Source organism: Fodinibius roseus (assembly GCF_900129315.1).
In the GTDB taxonomy this organism is placed as follows: domain Bacteria; phylum Bacteroidota; class Rhodothermia; order Balneolales; family Balneolaceae; genus Fodinibius; species Fodinibius roseus.
Genome location: NZ_FQUS01000016.1, coordinates 115,291 through 133,539, shown reverse-complemented (window position 1 = coordinate 133,539; position 18,249 = coordinate 115,291). Strand labels below are relative to the sequence as shown.

At 49.6% G+C, this 18,249-nt stretch carries 11 protein-coding genes; 3 read left to right on the top strand and 8 right to left on the bottom strand.

Annotated elements, in window-relative coordinates; genetic code table 11:
* Positions 1-128: 128 nt before the first annotated feature.
* From uxuA to BUB16_RS14715, 8 genes are all read right to left on the bottom strand, one after another.
* Complete coding sequence (uxuA, locus tag BUB16_RS14750; protein WP_073066081.1) at positions 129-1,316, bottom strand: mannonate dehydratase; 1,188 nt, start codon at positions 1,314-1,316, stop codon at positions 129-131.
* Between the two features lie 37 nt (positions 1,317-1,353).
* Positions 1,354-2,649, bottom strand: a complete 1,296-nt coding sequence (locus tag BUB16_RS14745) for a TRAP transporter large permease (protein ID WP_073066077.1) — start codon at positions 2,647-2,649, stop codon at positions 1,354-1,356.
* A gap of 10 nt (positions 2,650-2,659) precedes the next feature.
* Positions 2,660-3,148 carry a TRAP transporter small permease gene (locus BUB16_RS14740; RefSeq protein WP_073066075.1) on the bottom strand — a complete coding sequence of 163 codons (489 nt, stop codon included), beginning with the start codon at positions 3,146-3,148 and terminating at the stop codon, positions 2,660-2,662.
* A gap of 17 nt (positions 3,149-3,165) precedes the next feature.
* The gene (locus BUB16_RS14735) at positions 3,166-4,152 is read right to left on the bottom strand and encodes a TRAP transporter substrate-binding protein (protein WP_073066071.1); all 987 of its coding nucleotides are present in this window, start codon (positions 4,150-4,152) and stop codon (positions 3,166-3,168) included.
* A 5-nt stretch (positions 4,153-4,157) separates the two neighbouring features.
* The gene (locus BUB16_RS14730; RefSeq protein WP_073066068.1) at positions 4,158-4,832 is read right to left on the bottom strand and encodes a bifunctional 4-hydroxy-2-oxoglutarate aldolase/2-dehydro-3-deoxy-phosphogluconate aldolase; all 675 of its coding nucleotides are present in this window, start codon (positions 4,830-4,832) and stop codon (positions 4,158-4,160) included.
* 283 nt (positions 4,833-5,115) lie between these two features.
* Positions 5,116-6,150 (bottom strand): sugar kinase, encoded by a 1,035-nt coding sequence (locus BUB16_RS14725; RefSeq protein ID WP_073066065.1) that lies wholly within the window; start codon positions 6,148-6,150, stop codon positions 5,116-5,118.
* 168 nt (positions 6,151-6,318) lie between these two features.
* Positions 6,319-7,719 (bottom strand): glucuronate isomerase, encoded by a 1,401-nt coding sequence (gene uxaC, locus BUB16_RS14720; RefSeq protein ID WP_073066062.1) that lies wholly within the window; start codon positions 7,717-7,719, stop codon positions 6,319-6,321.
* Positions 7,720-7,947: 228 nt separating this feature from the next.
* Positions 7,948-8,991, bottom strand: coding sequence for a LacI family DNA-binding transcriptional regulator (locus BUB16_RS14715; RefSeq protein WP_073066059.1), 1,044 nt, complete (start codon positions 8,989-8,991; stop codon positions 7,948-7,950).
* A 430-nt stretch (positions 8,992-9,421) separates the two neighbouring features.
* On the opposite strand from BUB16_RS14715, the gene BUB16_RS14710 reads away from it, so the two are divergent.
* From BUB16_RS14710 to BUB16_RS14700, 3 genes are all read left to right on the top strand, one after another.
* On the top strand, positions 9,422-12,625 hold the full coding sequence (locus BUB16_RS14710) for a SusC/RagA family TonB-linked outer membrane protein (protein ID WP_073066056.1): 3,204 nt from the start codon (positions 9,422-9,424) through the stop codon (positions 12,623-12,625).
* A gap of 33 nt (positions 12,626-12,658) precedes the next feature.
* Positions 12,659-14,569 carry a RagB/SusD family nutrient uptake outer membrane protein gene (locus BUB16_RS14705; RefSeq protein WP_170864418.1) on the top strand — a complete coding sequence of 637 codons (1,911 nt, stop codon included), beginning with the start codon at positions 12,659-12,661 and terminating at the stop codon, positions 14,567-14,569.
* A 259-nt stretch (positions 14,570-14,828) separates the two neighbouring features.
* Complete coding sequence (locus tag BUB16_RS14700) at positions 14,829-18,098, top strand: VCBS repeat-containing protein (RefSeq protein WP_139240324.1); 3,270 nt, start codon at positions 14,829-14,831, stop codon at positions 18,096-18,098.
* Positions 18,099-18,249: the final 151 nt, after the last annotated feature.

The window sequence follows — 18,249 nt, the reverse complement described above, 5'->3', positions numbered from 1 at the left end:
GCCTCTGAAATTTTTGAACGCTTATAATATTTGTTATTCATTGCATAGCAATATGTTACAAACTTTTATAACATGCTATGCTTCATAAGACCCTTGTTAATAAAGGAACTGTTGGGAGACGAAGAGTTTTAACCTTCCCCCAGCGATTTCCGGATTCCCATTTCCAGTCCCCGCAGCTCCGCCAGCCCGCGCAGGCGTCCCAGTCCCGAGTAGCCCGGATATGACTCCCGTTGCAGGTCATCCAGCAGGCGGTGTCCGTGATCGGGACGCATAGGCATGGACAGGTCCTGCCTGCCGGCCGATTTTCGCCGGTGCTGCTCTTTGATCAGCGCCCGCATCACGTGATACATATCCGCATCGCCTTCGAGGTGGCGGGCCTCCTGGAAGCTGCCGTCTTCGTCGCGCTTGACGCTTCGCAGGTGGACAAAATTAATGCGGTCTCCCAGTCGATCGACCATGCCGGGCAGGTCGTTCCCCGGGTGGGCCCCGTAGGAGCCGGTACAGAAGGTGAGTCCGTTATACGGCGAAGCTGCAGCTTCAAGCAGCTGCCGGGCGTCTGCCTCGGTACTGACGATGCGGGGAAGTCCAAACAGGGAAAAAGGGGGGTCGTCGGGATGAATGGCCATCCGGACGCCGTTTTCCTCAGCTACCGGGATGATTTCTTCCAGAAAATGGTAGAGGTGAGATCGCAGTTGCTGATCATCGATTCCCTGGTATTCATCCAGGAGGCCCCGGAATTTTTCGAGTGTCATTTCTTCATCACCCGGCAGACCGAGGAGTATGGTCTCGGTCAGGGCTTCGGCCTCGTCTTCAGAGAGCGCTTCGTAATAGGCCCGGGCTTTATCCTGCCGGTCGGGGGAATAAGTCTCCTCTGCGCCCTCGCGCTGCAGGATGAACAGTTCAAAAGCGGCAAAAGCCGTGGCGTCGAACCGGAGTGCGGTCGAACCGTCGTCCAGCGGCTGGTTGATGGTGGTGCGGGTCCAGTCCGTCAGCGGCATGAAGTTATAGCAAACCGTATCGATGCCGCATTCGGAGAGGTTCCGGATAGACTGTTTGTAGTTTTCGATATACGCCTGGTAGTCGCCTGTTTGCTTTTTGATATCCTCATGCACGGGGATACTCTCCACGACCGACCAGCGAAGACCGCTGTCTTCAATGAGCTGCTTGCGCTTTTTTATCTCGTCGACGGGCCATACCTCCCCGTGGGGGATATGATGCAGGGCCGTAACAATGCCGGTGGCCCCGGTCTGTTTGATGTCCGTAAGGGGGATTGTGTCGTAGGAGCCGAACCAGCGCCAGGTTTGTTCAAAGTTCATAGATCAGATGTTTTTATTAATTTAATGCGGTTATTAATTAAAATCCGAACATGCGGGGTAGCCAGAGGGTCAGCTGCGGGAAGAAGGTGATCAGCATCAGGGCGATAATCATGGCAAGAAAGAGCGGAAGCAGCGGCTTTATGACTTTTTCAATAGTGGTGCCTGCGACGCCCACGCCCACAAACAAGAGGGTGCCGACCGGGGGCGTACACAGGCCGATGCATAAATTGAGCACCATCATAATGCCGAAGTGTACGGGATCTATGCCCAGTTCCGTCACAATGGGGAGAAAAATGGGCGTAAAGATAAGCACGGCGGGCGTCATATCCATGAAGGTGCCCACAAAGAGCAATATAAGGTTGATGGTAAGGAGGATGACGATCTTGCTGTCGCTGAGGGCGAGCAGGGCCGCGCTGATATCCTGGGGAATATTTTCATACGACATCACCCATGACATACTGATGGAGGTCGCAATAAGCAGCATGACAATGGATGTGGTGGTCACGGATTCCATAAGGATGTCGGGCAGATCCCTGGTGGAGACTTCCTTGTAATAGAAACCCAGGATCAGGGTATACACCACCGCGATGGCCGCTGCTTCGGTCGCGGTGAAAATGCCGGCTATGATTCCGCCGATGACGATGATTAGCAGGAGCAGGCTCGGAAACGCTTTTACGAAGGTGCTGAAGACCTCGGAAAGGCTGCTTCGCTCACCGACGGCAAAGTTTTTGCGCTTGGCCCAAAAAGCCGCAACGCCCATAAGCAAAAGACCGATGATGAGCCCCGGCACATAGCCCGCAATGAAGAGCGCCGCAATGGAGACGCCCCCGCTTGCCAGCGAGTAGATAATAAGAATATTGGAGGGAGGGATAATCAGACCGGTAGTGGAGGCGGTAATATTTACGGCCGCAGAAAATTCTTTACTGTAGCCTTCCTTCTCCATGCGCGGTCCCAGGATGGAACCGATGGCGGAGGCGGCAGCGACAGCGGAGCCGGCGATAGCCCCGAAAAGCATGGCCGCAAAGATGTTGACATAGGCAAGTCCGCCGGGCATGGAGCCGACCAGCGTCTTGGCAAAATCAATGAGCCGCCGGGCGATGCCTCCCCGGTTCATGATTTCTCCGGCCAGGATGAAGAAGGGGATGGCAAGCATCGTAAAGCTGTCCAGGCCGGTGGCCATCTGCTGGGCCATGGTGGTAAAGGCCGATATGGATTCCACGCTCACCAAAATCGTAATCAGTCCCGACAGTCCAAGCGTCCAGGCAATGGGAACCCCGAGGCCCAACAGGAAAATAAAGCTGAGAACCAGAATAAGTATTTCTATATAGTCCATAATAATAGCGTTACGACCTGATGTTTTGTGGTTCGGTGCCCGATCTCAGCCGCGGTATGATATCAAGGACCTCATAATAGATGATAAGTATACCACTTAAAGGAACGACGCTGTATACGTACGACATCGGAATCCCCAGGGCCGAGGAAGATTGTGCCAGTACATAGGTGATGTAGACCAGGCGTCCCCCGCCGATAACCATCGCCAGCAGTGCAAACAGCATGATGATCAGCGAGATGAATATGGAGAGCTTGCGCTGTCCCTCTTTACTTAACTGGTTGGGCAGCAGGTTAATGGCCAGGTGCATCCCCTGTCCCGATGCATAGGCGCCGCCCAGTAAACTAATCCATATCAGCAGATATCGCGCGAGTTCTTCCGTGAAGGTACTGGGCGCTCCGAGGATATACCTGCTGAATACCTGCCAGACGACATTAAAGAGCATAAAGCCCATTAAAAAAATCAGAAAATTTTTAATAATATTGTTAACCTGTTCCCTCATAATAATACTCCGTCACCTTATTTTACAGCTCTAATGCTTTGAATCAGGTCAAAGAATTCAGGTTCATTCTGTTCGAACTCCTCATAGATCACCTCCACTTTTTCCCGGAAGGGTTCTTTGTCGGGACGTATCACCTCGATGCCGGCTTCCTTGACCACTTCCAGCGCCTCTTGCTCGGCTTCAGCCCATATTTTTCGCTGGTAGACTTTGGAGCTATCGGCCGCCTCCTGTATCCACTGCTGCTCCTGTTCGTTTAAATTGTCCCAGAGATGGGTGCTTATAAGCAGGATATCCGGTATGGAAGAATGCTGGTCCAGGCTAAAATAGTTGGTAACCTCATAGTGGCGGGAGCTGTGGAAACTCGGCGGATTGTTTTCCGCCCCGTCGACAATACCCTGCTGCAGCGCGGTGTAAAGCTCGCCCCAGGAGATGGGGGTTGGGGAGCCGCCCAGCGTATTAACCATATTGACGGCCATGGGGCTCTCCTGGACCCGTATTTTCAATCCTTCGAGATCTTCTGGTGTTCTGATGGGCCGTTCTTTGGTATAAAAGCTGCGCTGTCCGGCATCGTAGTAAGTGAGACCCCGGAGCCAGAACTCCTCGCCCGCAAGCAGCAGCTCCCGTCCGATTGTTCCATCCAGAGTACGGTAATAGTGCCCGGTATCCCTGAACAGGTAGGGGAGACTGAAGACCCGGATGTCGGGGACAAAGTTTTCGAGAACAGCAGCCGATACTTTGGTCATATCCACACTGCCAATCTGAAGCAGCTCCAGCGTTTCGCGTTCGGATCCCAGCTGCTGGCTGGGGTAAATATCGATCTGAAGCTGGTTGTTTGATTTTTTATGGACCAGCTCAGCCATGCGCACCATGCCCTTGTGAACCGGGTGGGTGACATCAAGCCCGTGAGCCAGTTTGATGGTTCGGGTATCGGTAATTTCACCACATCCGGCCAGTACCGATAACGAGGTTATGAAAACCGATAATAGGAAAGCCCTGTATTTCATAATAGTTACAGCTCGCTGCGTATGGTTGCAATTAACTGAAGGGTATCCCGCACATGCGTTTCCAGCTTGTCGTAGCTGCGGTTGGCCAGGAACTCTTTGGTAACGAGCTTCGATCCCATCCCTACGCAGGTGGCTCCGGCGCGGAACCATCCCCGTAGGTTCTCCTCCTCCGCCGTAACGCCGCCGGTCGGCATGATGCTGGTCCAGGGGCACGGGCCCTTGATCGCTTTCACAAAGCCGGGTCCCAGCTGGCTGCCCGGAAATATTTTGACGATTTCTGCTCCCAGCTCTTCGGCCCGGTTAATTTCGGAAAGGGTTCCGCAGCCGGGCGACCAGAGGACTTTCCGGCGGTTACAGGTTTTGCCGACATCCTCCTTCAGCATGGGAGTGACCACGAAATTGGCTCCCAGCTGCATGTAAAGGGAGGCCGTGCCCGGATCGGTCACAGAGCCGACCCCGAGGATCATCTCCGGCAGCTCGCGGGCCGCAAATTTATTGAGCTCCCCGAACACCTCATGGGCAAAATCGCCGCGATTGGTGAACTCAAGCAGCCGGGCGCCGCCCTTATAGCAGGCCCGGAGGACTTTTTTGCTGACCTCGAGGTCGTCGTGGTAGAAGAGGGGGACCAACCCGGTTGATTCCATTACCGATGCTACTTGTATCCGTTTAAATCGTGCCATAATAATTTTTAACCTTCATAATTTAAATACTAATTATCAAATAAATTGCCGATATCAAAATCACTTACAGATGCCTTTTCAAACCCTGTTTGGGCATGCTGTATGTATGCTACGAAGTTTTAGTGCCCCGAAGGCAATCCGGAACAGCTTTATTGCGGCATCTGTTGCAATGACCTATTAGATGCGGATAACTCTTTTTGCAATAGACCCTGAGCCCGAACACTGTCGGGGCGGGGGACAGGGTTTTTGCAAAAGTCTCTATTTATAATTTCTAATTTGTTATTTATCGCGATACGCGTCCCGATGCGTCGCCTTCCATCAGGTTCTCTACCTCTTCCACCGTCGACAGGTTTGCATCTCCGTAGATGGTATGTTTCAGGCAGGAGGCCGCCACCGCAAAATCCAGGGCCTGCCGGTCCGTTTCATAGGTGAGCAGCCCGTAAATGAGTCCCCCCATAAAAGAGTCTCCACCGCCCACGCGATCAACGATATGGGTGATCTGGTAGGTCGGAGCTTCCAGAAATTCATCGCCGTTGTACAGTACGCCCGACCAGCTGTTGTGGGAGGCGCTTATGGAACCCCTGAGCGTCGTTATCACTTTGCGGGCCCGCGGGAAGCGTTCCATCAGCTGCTGGCAGGTCGACCGGTAGGCCTCGGCTTCCACCGATTCACCCTGGGTCACATCCACACTGGCGGGATGGATGCCGAAATGTTTTTCCGCGTCTTCCTCGTTGCCCAGGATAATATCGCAGCCTTCGACCAGCTCCGGCATGACCTCGCCGGGTTCTTTGCCGTAATTCCACAGCTTGGCCCGGTAATTCAGGTCCGTGGACACCGTCACGTCCAGATCGTTGGCTGCCTGGATCGCTTCCAGGCACACGTCGGCCGCGCCCTGCGAGAGGGCGGGCGTGATGCCGGTCCAGTGAAACCACTGCGCACCGTCAAAAACCTTCTCCCAGTCGATGGTCCCTTTTTCGATGGTTGAGATAGCCGAGTGAGCCCGGTCGTAAATAACTTTGCTGCCCCGGCTCACGGCGCCGGTCTCCAAAAAATAAATACCCAGCCGCTGACCGCCCCAGGCAATGTGTTGGGTTCCGACGCCCCGTTTTCGCATCTCCATCATCGCGCACTTGCCGATATCGTTTTCGGGCAGGCGGGTGACAAACTCCACGGGGATGCCGTAGTTGGCCAGCGAGACCGCCACGTTCGATTCGCCCCCGCCGTAAATAATATCAAACGAGTCGGCCTGGGAGAACCGCAGTTTTCCAGGCGGTGACAAGCGCAACATAATTTCTCCAAACGTAATAACTTTTTCCATAACACTATCGAGATTTTTATTTGTTAGAAAACTTTGCGAAACCGGTCTTTTGCCCAATGTAAGCGTTATCGGTCGGTTGAAATCCACGCACATGGGCTATATACCGTGGTTCCAACCTCCCTTTGGCCTTGAATTTGAACAAAATCCCTGGTTTTTCAAAGCTCTCTGTTAGAAGTTAAAATATTCCTTGGCATTGTTGTAACAGATATCGGAGACTATTTTCCCAGTCCAGGGGAGGTCCTCCGGAAGCAGACCTTTTTCGATATCATTTCCGAACAGGTTGCACAAGATCCGCCGGAAGTACTCGTGCCGCGGGTACGATAAGAAGCTTCGTGAATCCGTCAACATTCCGACAAAACAGCTCAGAAGTCCAATATTGGAAAGCGTATTCATTTGTTCCTCCATGCCATCCTTTTGATCCAGGAACCACCAGGCCGAGCCGTATTGCATCTTGCCCCTGATCGAACCGTCATTGAAGTTACCGATCATCGAGGCCATAACCTCATTGTCGCTTGGATTGAGATTGTAGAGAATTGTTTTGGCCAGCTGGTCCGTCGTATCAAGATCATCCAGGAACCGTGCCAGCGTCTGGCTCTGAGAGAAATCTCCGATAGAGTCGAAGCCGGTGTCGGGGCCTAATTTCCTGAGCATGCGCTCGTTGGTATTTCGAAGCGCCCCCAAATGGTACTGCTGAACCCATTTTTTGCTGTGGTACATCCTGCCCAGCTGAAGTAAGATATAATAGGAAAGCCCTTTCTGCTGCGATTCACTTAGCGAAGCTCCCTTGCGGATCTGCGCAAAGGCCTCCTCCCGTTCTGCTGCCGACATTTCGGCGTAATATATTTTTTCAAGCCCGTGATCGGCCAGCCGGCATCCCTGCTCGTGAAAATAATTTATTCTCTGTTCAAGAGCGATCAGCAAATCGTCCAGGCTCCGGATCTCAACATCGCTTACCTCCTCCAGGGTATCAATATAGCTATTATAAGTGTTGACATCATCAAATGCATATGCTTTATCGGGACGAAAGGCCGGCAGCACCTTCGTTCCAAAAGCGTCCCCCTGTATGGTTTTGTGATGTTCGAGCGAATCGACAGGGTCATCCGTGGTGCAGATAATCTCCACGTCATTCCGGCTGATGAGGCTTTGGGTGCTGAACGAAGGCTTTTGAAGCTGCCGCGTGCAGTAGTCGTAAATTTCTTCAGCCGTGTCAGGGGACAGTATCTTATCGACCCCGAAGTAATTCCGCAGCTCCATGTGGGTCCAGTGGTAGAGCGGATTACGAAGAGTATAGGGAACCGTTTCGGCCCATTTCAGGAATTTTTGTCTGTCCGGCGCGTCACCGGTGATATATTTTTCATCAACCCCCATGGTTCTCATGGCCCGCCATTTGTAATGATCGCCGTCAAGCCAGATCTCCGTCAGATTGTCAAAATTTTTGTCCGCAGCTATCTCTGCCGGCGGGAGGTGGCAGTGATAGTCAATGATCGGTTGGGGAGCGGCGAACTCGTGATACAGTTTCTGCGCCGTTTTGGTTTCCAGCAAAAAATTTTCCGATAAAAATGAAGGCATAGTATAGTTTATTTAGATGCAATCGATTGCGCAATTAAGGAATTGTATCTATTTATTTCAACAATAATTTTGAAGTTTATTATTGTATAAAGCAGAGGCCAAAACCACGGGCAACAAAGCATTGATCAATAATTTTACGAAGTTGCCGGCCGTAGAGCTGACCAATAAACAGGGGGAGGTTTGCGCGTTAACGAGATTGCTCCCAAATTCTTTTCCAACCGTCATTATCTACGCACTGACTTTCTTTTTAAGTGATGATTCACGGACGATCAGTTGAGGATTTAACACCGTTTTACCCGGTGTGCGGGCATCTTTATCTTCGCTGACCTGATCCAAAAAAAGCTGAGCTGCAAAATGTCCCATCTTTTCACCATGCTGATCGATCGTCGTCAGCCCGGGATCTACAAATGAAGTAAAAGACTCATTACTGAAACCAACCATGGCAATATCGTCCGGGATCTTAATACCACGCTCTTTAAGGATCTCCATGGCCCCGACAGCGCCATAGTCGCTGGAAGAAAAAACAGCATCCGGCAGCTGATTCCATGTCAGCAGTTCCTCCCCCAGCCTGCGACCCGCTTCCAGTTTTAAATTGCTTTCCACAATGAGGCGTTCATCAATGGGAATGTTGTGGCGGTTCAGTGCTTCTTCATAACCCCGGCGTCGTTCCTTGTAAATACTCACATGCTGCGGTCCCGAGAAGTGTGCGATTCGCCTGCACCCTTGTTCAATAAGGTGTTCGGTAGCTTTATAGGCTCCGAGATAGTCATCGATGACCACCGATCCCACTTCAAGCGATTCAAGGCTCTCGTGCAAGCGGTCGAAAAGAATGAGGGGAACACCCTGTCTGGCAATCTCCTTGTAGTGGTCAAAGTCAGTTGTCTTTTTTGCGTAAGAGGCCAGTATGCCGTCCACCTGGGATTCCAGTAGCGCCTTGATATTTGATTTTTCCCGTTCCGGGGAGTCATTCGACTGACTTATGATCACCCGGTATCCCGATTTGTTGACAATTTCTTCAACCCCGCGTATGACCGAGGCAAAAAAGTTCCTGTCGGCCATGGGGATGATAACCCCGATGATATTGCTTTTCCCTTTTCTCAGCGCTGCGGCAATACTGTTGGGGTGATAATCCAGTTTTTCAGCCATTTCCAGGACTTCTTCCTTGGTGGAATCACTGATGCGCGGGTGATCCTGTAATGCTCTTGATACGGTCGAAGCAGTAACGCCTAATTCATTTGCAATGTCATGAATGGTGGTTTTTTTGCTTTCCATAAAGTGTCATCGGAATTACGGGTAAAGACAAATAAAACTATCACTTTTAATAAGGAATCAAAATATTCTTCGGCGTTTGATAGTATTCCTTAATCATTAACCATTGCCAATAAGAACATTAATTCCAAAAAGTTTCATTTTTTTACAAAAAAAGGGAATTAATTTGCAATAGGTTGTAAAAACACTTAAAGTAATACGCGTACAAACGATTGTACGAAAATTCACGTCAATCTGTTGATTAGTTTGTTTAAAGGGCGGTTGCTTTGATTAATAACATTTCTCTTGATTACGGGGTCTTAGGGTAATAGCCGACATAGGCATATTGGTTAGTAGAATTGGCATTTCCATTTTAAACCAAAAGGGTAATATGGTGAGAAGGATGATACAAAAATCACATCTCTGTATACGATTAAAAACGATCAGGTTTACGATGCTTTTACCGGCATTGGTATGTTTCTTAATGACGGGCAGTGTTTTAAATGCACAAGATTCAGATACGTTTTCTGTTTCCGGTGTGGTAACAGAGGCCGCAACAGGTTCGCCCTTGCCCGGGGTGAATATTCTGGTAATGGGTACGACATCGGGTACGACCACCGATGGAGATGGTCAATACCAGATAAGTGTATCCAGCGAACAAGATACGCTGCGGTTTTCTTTTATCGGATATCAGGAACAAACAGTGCCCATTAATGGAAGAAATAACATTAATGTGACCATGGAGGCAGAAACCTTCGCCGGAGAAGAGTTGGTCGTAGTGGGATATGCGACCCAGGAGCGGCAGAACATTTCCGGATCCGTATCAAGTGTGGATGTGGACGGGTTAAACCAGGGAACGTCCGGACAGGTTACTAAACAACTGCAGGGAAGAGCCTCGGGGGTATCGGTTACCTCTTCGGGACAGCCGGGAGAGGAGCCCGATGTTCGTATTCGGGGGATAAACACCTTTGGAAATAATTCTCCCCTTTATATTGTGGATGGTGTGCCGACGCAAAGCATCAATACGCTTAATCCGAATGATATTGCATCGATGCAGGTATTGAAAGATGCATCTGCAGCTTCCATTTATGGATCCAGGGCTGCTAACGGGGTGATTGTGATTTCAACCAAGAAAGGCGGGGGGGATATACAGGTTAATTACAACGGTTATGCCGGTTATACCACCCCCAGGACGGGAAATGTGTGGAATGTGCTAAGTCCCCAGGAAATGGCGGAGCTGAAATGGACCGCCATTCGAAATTCGGGAGGAGATCCGGCGCCCGACCCTCAGTATGGTAATGGCCCGGAACCGGTGTTGCCGGATTACATTCGTCCCGCCGGCGAAATGGAGGGAGATGTGAATGAAGATGCGTATTATGTGAACCCCGAGTATAAAGATCCCGCTGATCTAAACGAGTTTAATCAGATCGTACGTGCCAATAAGCAGGGGACCAACTGGTATGAAGAAATTTTTTCTCCGGCCATGACCATGAATCACGACCTGTCTATTAGCGGGGGCGGGGAAAGCGGGCGATATATATTGACGCTGAATCATTTTGATCAGGAGGGAACCCTGGAGCGAACGTTTCACCGTAGGTCTACGATCAGGGTAAATACGGAGTTCGATGTGAGTAACGACATCAGAATAGGAGAAAATATATCGTATTCTTTTGCTGAAAGTCCGCAAGTTGATGCGCTTAGCGAAGGAAGCGCAATCGGGATGTCGTACCGCCAGCAGCCGATCGTACCGGTGTATGATATTGCCGGCAATTTTGCGGGTTCTGCGGGACAACAGCTGGGGCAGGCTACCAACCCTGTTGCTCAACAGTATCGCACCCGTAACAATGAGGCCACAAACAGCAGGCTGTTTGGTAATGTATATGCTGAATTAGACTTCGCTGACAACCGGTTGCTGTTTCGTTCTAATTTCGGGGGAGAGATTTTTTCCGAAACAGGAAAGTCTTTTACCTTTCCGACCTATGAAAATGCTGAGAATAATTCAGTCAATGAATTCAGCGTAGATGGTTCGGAGGGCTATAATTTCACATGGAGTAATACCCTGACCTATAAAGAGGATTTTAATGATGTTCACTCGCTGGAAGTACTGATTGGGACGGAAGCCTACCATAACCAGGGTCAAAACTTCGGCGGGGCATCGCAGGGTTATTTTTCATTCAATCCCAACTATACCAACCTGTCCACCGGCTCGGGTAACCGGACGAATTACAGTAATGAATATGAAGATGGACTATTGTCGTTTTTTGGACGCATAGATTATAATTATGACAGTAAATATATTATCAGCGGTACCCTGAGACGCGATGGTTCTTCGAGGTTTGAAAATTACCAGTGGGGCATGTTTCCCGCGGGCAGTGTCGGCTGGCGCATTTCCCAGGAGCCGTTCATGCAGGATATCTCCTGGATTTCCGAGTTGCGCGTGCGGGCCGGATACGGCGTCATGGGTAACCAGTTGAATGTTGATCCCAACAACCCGTATAACCTCTACGTGGGAGACAATTCTTCTTCTTTTTATCCTATCAATGGCAGCAACAGTGATGTGCAGCAGGGATTCGAGCAAAGTCGCATCGGGAATCCCGATGCCAAATGGGAGAAAAATATCAGTGGTAACCTGGGCGTTGAAACCACGCTTTTCAATGACAGGCTTGAAATTGTGGCTGAATATTATTGGAAGGATGTTCAAGATTTGTTGTTTAACCCGCGGTTAGTGGGTACGGCCGGGACGGCTACCCCCCCTTATGTGAATGTCGCCAATATGGAAAACCGGGGCATTGATGCCATGGTTTCGACCCTGGGCAACCTGGGCAGTGATGATTTGCACTATAACATAAGTGCGACGTTCACCTCCTATCAGAACGAGATCGTCAAGATTTCTGAAATCAGCGAGTATTTTAGCGAGGATGACCGACGTTTTGGGTCTGATATTATTCGTAATGAAGTGGGTCAGCCGATTTCGTCTTTTTACGGCTACCGGATTGAGGGCTTTTTTGACAGCCAGAGCGAGCTTGACGAGGCAAATGCCGGTGCTCCGAATGGCAGCTTTCAGACCGATGCCGACGTAGGGACTTTTCGGTATGCTGATTTGAATGGGGATGGACAAATTACCGCCGACGACCGGACCTTTCTGGGAGATCCGAATCCTGATTTTACCTACGGTATTGATATAGGACTGGATTACAAGCAGTTTGACCTGAGTGCCTTCCTTTATGGTTCACAGGGTAATGATATCTGGAACCAGGTGCGATGGTGGACCGACTTCTACTCAAACTTTGCAGGAGCCAAGAGTCATGCAGCCCTATATGATTCATGGTCGCCTGAAAATAAGGATGCCTCATTGCCCATGCAGACTACGGGGGGAGGCGAGAGTACGTCTACGGTACCTAATTCCTATTTTGTAGAGGATGGCTCATACCTGCGGCTGAAAGAGCTGGTGCTGGGGTATACCGTTCCGGAGGGCGTCTCACAAAAAATATCAGCTTCCAGCATACGGTTATATCTTCAGGCTTCGAATTTATTCACCCTTACCGGGTATAGCGGCATTGATCCTGAAATTGGCGGGGGAAACACGAACTTCGGAATTGATGAAGGAGCGTATGCGAGCGCCCGTCAGTTTTTACTGGGCATCAACCTCTCATTCTGATAAATGAATTTATTAAACACAAAGGATGACATTATGAATACATTAAGAAATAGCATAATAATAGTGAGTCTGATAGCAATCGGGGTTCTCTTTTATGCCTGTGATTCGATTATCGATGTGCCGGCCAAGGGAGCACTGAGTGAAGATGTGTTGGCCAACCAGGAGGGAGTGGAAACCCTGCTTGTAGGGGCTTACGGGGCCCTGGATGGACAGTTGATGTCATCCGAAAGGAGGGAAGCTACGGACGTAAGTAACTGGGTGTACGGAAGTCTGGCCGGTGGAGATGCCCATAAAGGGGAATCCCTGGGAAATACCAACGGCTATGTCCAGATAGGGAATGGCAATGCCTCCGCCAGCATCAGTTTTCTGGATGGGAAGTGGACCGCTACTTATGAGGGTATTAATCGTACCAATGCCGTCTTAAACCTGGTCGATGAGGTCGATGATATGAGCCAGGAAGCCAAAGACCGGGTAGCGGGAGAAGCTCGCTTTTTACGGGGCCATTTTTATTTTGAACTTAAAAAGATGTTCAACATGGTTCCCTGGATTGATGAGGATACCGAAAACCCCAATCAGCCCAATGACCAGGATATCTGGCCGAATATTGAGGCTGACTTCGAGTATGCTTATCAAAACCTGCCGGAAGTACAGAACGATGCAGCGAGGGTTAATAAATGGGCAGCCGCTTCTTACTTGGCCAAAACCTATGTATACCAGGAAAAATGGAGTGAGGCAAAGGCTCTTTTCGATGAAATTATTGCGAATGGTGTGACCTCACAGGGCGTTGCGTATGATCTGATTGAGGAGTTCCGGCAAAATTACAATCCCGCCCGTGAAGATGGAAACCCGGAAGCCGTATTTGCGGTGGAAATGGTTGCCAACGACGGAACGGGGCACACGGATAATGCTAATCTGGGGATGTCTTCTGCTTTCCCTTACGGCGATACCAGCCCTTTTCCCTGCTGCGGTTATTATCAGCCGACCCAGGATCTTGTGAATTCATTCAGAACCGATGGCAGCGGCCTTCCGATTATTGATGTAAATGACCCTGATCCATATAATGATGAGATGGTCAATAATGATATGGGCGTATCACCGGAAGATGAGTTTCAGCCCTATGAGGGGCCGCTGGATCCCCGGCTGGACTGGACCGTTGGCCGGAGAGGGGTGCCCTATTTGGACTGGGGACCTTACCCGGGCGTGGCCTGGGCGCGGGAACCCGAAAACTTTGGTCCCTATGGTCCCAAAAAGCACGTTTATTGGGCTGAACAGCAGGCTGAATATGCGGATCTTAACTCCTGGGCACCGGGATCGGCGATTAATACGTATGTAATCCGGTTTGCAGATGTCTTGCTGCTGGCAGCCGAGGCTGAAGTAGAAGTCGGATCCCTGGAGCAGGCGCGCCAGTATGTAAACCGTGTCCGCGCCCGGGCGGCCAACGAAAATGGGTGGGTCAACCTGGATCATAACAGGTCACAGGCCATAGCTGAGGTCGCTAATGAAAATGAAATGCTTGGCCTGGATGATGTCAGCCAGTTCGACTGGGTGATTCGCGAAGATACGGAGTCGACCTTTGTATATCTGGGAGGAGGCTCAGGCAATGCCAACAATTGGCAGGAATACGAGATTCCCAATTATGATATTGCAGAGTATACCTCCGCCCAGTTCACTGATCCGAACTTTGCCCGTGAAGCAGTTCACTTTGAACGCAAGCTTGAATTGGCCATGGAAGGTCATCGCTTTTTTGATCTTGTCCGGTGGGGCGAAGCGGAAGAACAGATGAATGAGTTCTTCAGTTATGAGGGTCCGGCGCTGGGCATTCCAACCAGGGACGGGCAGTTTACAGCGGGCAAGAATGAATATTACCCTATACCGCAAAATCAGATAGATTTAAGTACCGTGGGTGGGGAGCCGGTATTACAGCAAAATCCCGGTTATAATTAAAAATAACCATCACGAGCTTACCCCATGCTGTTAACTTAGAAGAGAGGCAACCATTAGGGTTGTCTCTTTCTATTTACAGGCTATATTAAGGGTGATCCAACGGAATAAAATCCGACGTTAAATGGCTATGCAAACTTTAAATTAAGAAAGCATAAGGTATTTCGTGCGTAATATATTGTATTTGGCAGTCCTGTCTGTCCTTTGTTGCTTATATATCTCCGGATGTACCCTGGAAAAAGAGGAGAAGAGGTTTGAATTGTTGACGACGGAGCATACGAATATCAATTTTGAGAATCATATTACCAATACCAAAGAACTGAATATTCAAAATTACGGTTATTTTTATGATGGTGGTGGCGTAGCTGTCGGGGATATCAACAATGACGGGTTGGCGGATATTTATTTTGTCGGCAATGAGCGGGCGAATAAGCTGTATCTGAATAAAGGAGACTTTATTTTTAAAGATATAACAGCTTCAGCAGGGGTTGGTGGGGATACTGAAGGATGGTCTACAGGCGCAACAATGGCTGATATAAATGGTGATGGCTATCTGGATATGTATGTCAGCCGGGTGAACTATGGAAATAAGACCGGGGCGAATCAGCTCTTCATTAATGACGGGGACAATACTTTTACGGAAAGTGCATCCGGCTACGGTCTTGATTTTAAGGGGTACTCAACACAGGCGGCATTCTTTGACTATGACGGGGATGGCGACCTGGATCTGTACCTGCTGAATCATTCTTTCCACAGTGAGAATACAAAAGGGAGGGCTGAGCGGCTTCGGGCTGTACATGATTCCCTGGCAGGCGACCGGCTGTACAGAAATGACGGAGATACGTTCAGGGATGTAACGGAGCAATCGGGTATTTACAGCAGTGCTTTGGGGTATGGTCTGGGGATTGCGGTAACGGATATTAACATGGATGGGTGGCCGGATATCTATATTGGCAATGATTATCATGAGGACGATTATCTTTATATCAACCGTAAAGATGGTACATTCGGGGAAGCGCTGTACGCATCGGTGGGACATACCAGTAAATCATCAATGGGTAACGATGCGGGGGATTTAAACAATGACGGCAATGTGGATTTAATATCGCTGGATATGCTCCCCGAAGACAATGAGATCTTGAGAAGGTCCGGAATTTTGGATTCCTATGAAAGAGTGCGCACCAATCTTAGATTTGGTTATAATCCACAGTACTCCCATAACACCCTGCAGTTAAACCGGGGAGACCGTCCCGACGGAACGCCTTTATTTAGTGACATCGGCTTTGCTGCGGGCGTGGCAGCTACGGACTGGAGCTGGTCGGCTCTAATCATGGATATGGATAATGACGGGCTGAAAGATATTTTTATAACCAATGGAATGGTCGGAAGGCCTACCGATATGGACTATAACCGGCTGCTGCAGGAAAAAAGCCGGCAGATTTCGCTGAGTGAAGACATTGCCCAGGAAAATATTGAACTCATTGAGGAGATGCCTCCTGTAAAAATCCCCAATTATGCCTATAAGAATAATGGGGACATAACCTTTACCAATGAGGCGCAGAGCTGGGGGCTGGATCAGCCGGGTTATTCCAGCGGGGCTGCTTACGCCGACCTGAACAACAACGGCAGGCTGGATCTGGTCGTGAATAACGTCAATATGCCGGCTTTTGTTTACCGGAACACAACCGAGCCATCCGACAGCACCAACTACCTGAAGGTGAAGCTCCACGGCCGGGGAATGAACAGCTCCGGTATTGGTGCAAAAGTGCTTTTGTATAAAGATAACCGGGTCTTTTTCCAGGAACAGATGCCGACCAGGGGATTTCAGTCGTCGGTTGATCATATTTTGCATGTTGGTCTTGGCCATGTCACTGCGATTGATTCTTTAAGGGTTATCTGGCCCGACCACTCCTTCGAGACAATGGATCGTGTTCAGGCAAATCAAATGCTGGAGATCGACCAGGAGAATGCCGGCGGGGCATTTGATTACGAGCAAATGCAACGCGGCTATGATCATGCTTTGTTCAGGGAGATCACAGATCAGGTACGACTTGATTTCGAGCACCGGGAGAACCGCTTTAATGATTTCAGGCGGGAACCCTACCTGCCCTATAAAATGTCGACACTGGGTCCCGCTATCGCCCGCGGTGATGTAAATGGGGATGGAAGGGATGACCTGTTTTTCGGGGGCGCCCACGGTCAGCCGGGACAGCTTTTTTCGCAACAAGAAGACGGTACATTCTCTGTTTTGTCATCCAATAACATATTATTTGAACTCGACAGGGATAGCGAGGATGTTTCTGCCATCTTTTTTGATGCAAATGGCGATGAGTTACCAGACTTGTATGTTGTCAGCGGCGGTAATGAAAAGCACAATAACGATGATCTGCTAAGGGACCGATTGTACATCAATCAGGGGGAAGGTGCCTTCCGTAAGGCTACAGGTAGCTTGCCCGATGTTTCTACCAATGGGTCAGTCGTAGCTGCTGCTGATTATAATGGAGACGGGCATACGGATCTTTTTGTCGGCAGCCGGAAATCCTGGAATTACGGTCTTTCTCCCAAAAGTTACCTGCTCAAAAATGATGGTACCGGCCAGTTTACAGATGTAACAGAATCTGTAGCCCCTGAGTTACGCAAGATAGGTATGGTTACCGACGCCCAATGGGCGGATATGACGGATTCGGGCTACCCGGACCTGGTTGTGGTGGGGGAGTGGATGCCGGTAACTATCTTTACGAATGATGGAAAACAATTAGGCCTGGAAGACCCCGAAAATGAGTTCTCCGGCACAAAAGGGCTATGGTCGAAACTTCTGGTAGATGATTTTAATGGCGACGGACTCCCTGATATCATTGCAGGTAATTTTGGAAAAAACTCAAGATTGGAAGCTTCCGAAGAAAACCCTTTGCGATTATATACACAGGATTTTGTAGGCAGCGGGCAGATATCTTCTGTGATTGCTTACCCCGATAACGGGCAGTATTATCCTCTTGAGCCGCTCAATGAATTTCTTCAACAGTTTAGATCCCTGGCTAATGAAGTTGCCACTTATACCGCATACACTGAAAAGTCGATGGAGGAAATATTCGGAGAAAAAATTATAAGAGAAGCACAGGTTAAAGAAGTGAATACTCTTGCTTCCCTGTATATCGAAAATCGCGGTGATGGTTCGTTTAACGTACGGGAACTTCCCGGGAAAACACAGAGTGCGCCCGTGCTGGCGATGCATTCCGGTGATTTTGACGGCGATGGGGATAAGGACCTGTTATTGGGCGGTAATTTGTACGATGTTAAACCAAGCCTTGGAGGGCGGCAGGATGCCAGTTATGGATTGTTGCTGCGAGGGAAGGGCAACGGGGCGTTTAAAGCTTTGGATATGCGGGCCAGTGGTTTCTATGTGCAAGGGGAAACACGAGGCATTATGCCTGTTTTTACTTCGCAGGATAATTCGCCTCTGATCGTAGTAGTGAAAAATAATCAGCCGCCGCAGATTTTTGGAAGAAACACTGCTGGCCCGATGTTGCCCTGAAGTTATTTCAGAGTTTGTTGCCACTGCTTGGAGAATATCAATCATTAGTAACAAATCCGGTATGACTATCTCGCAACATTGCCCGGCGAAGGTACAGACAACCGGAAGTTCTGCTGAGATACCCGGGGTATATGTATCATTGTGCGATAAG

Bases quoted from the DNA above. Each gene is read 5' to 3' on its own strand.
- uxaC (WP_073066062.1), bottom strand. From the start codon at position 7,719: ATGCCTTCATTTTTATCGGAAAATTTTTTGCTGGAAACCAAAACGGCG.
- BUB16_RS14735 (WP_073066071.1), bottom strand. From the start codon at position 4,152: ATGAAATACAGGGCTTTCCTATTATCGGTTTTCATAACCTCGTTATCG.
- BUB16_RS14705 (WP_170864418.1), top strand. From the start codon at position 12,659: ATGAATACATTAAGAAATAGCATAATAATAGTGAGTCTGATAGCAATC.
- BUB16_RS14745 (WP_073066077.1), bottom strand. From the start codon at position 2,649: ATGGACTATATAGAAATACTTATTCTGGTTCTCAGCTTTATTTTCCTG.
- BUB16_RS14730 (WP_073066068.1), bottom strand. From the start codon at position 4,832: ATGGCACGATTTAAACGGATACAAGTAGCATCGGTAATGGAATCAACC.
- uxuA (WP_073066081.1), bottom strand. From the start codon at position 1,316: ATGAACTTTGAACAAACCTGGCGCTGGTTCGGCTCCTACGACACAATC.
- BUB16_RS14725 (WP_073066065.1), bottom strand. From the start codon at position 6,150: ATGGAAAAAGTTATTACGTTTGGAGAAATTATGTTGCGCTTGTCACCG.
- BUB16_RS14740 (WP_073066075.1), bottom strand. From the start codon at position 3,148: ATGAGGGAACAGGTTAACAATATTATTAAAAATTTTCTGATTTTTTTA.
- BUB16_RS14715 (WP_073066059.1), bottom strand. From the start codon at position 8,991: ATGGAAAGCAAAAAAACCACCATTCATGACATTGCAAATGAATTAGGC.
- BUB16_RS14710 (WP_073066056.1), top strand. From the start codon at position 9,422: ATGCTTTTACCGGCATTGGTATGTTTCTTAATGACGGGCAGTGTTTTA.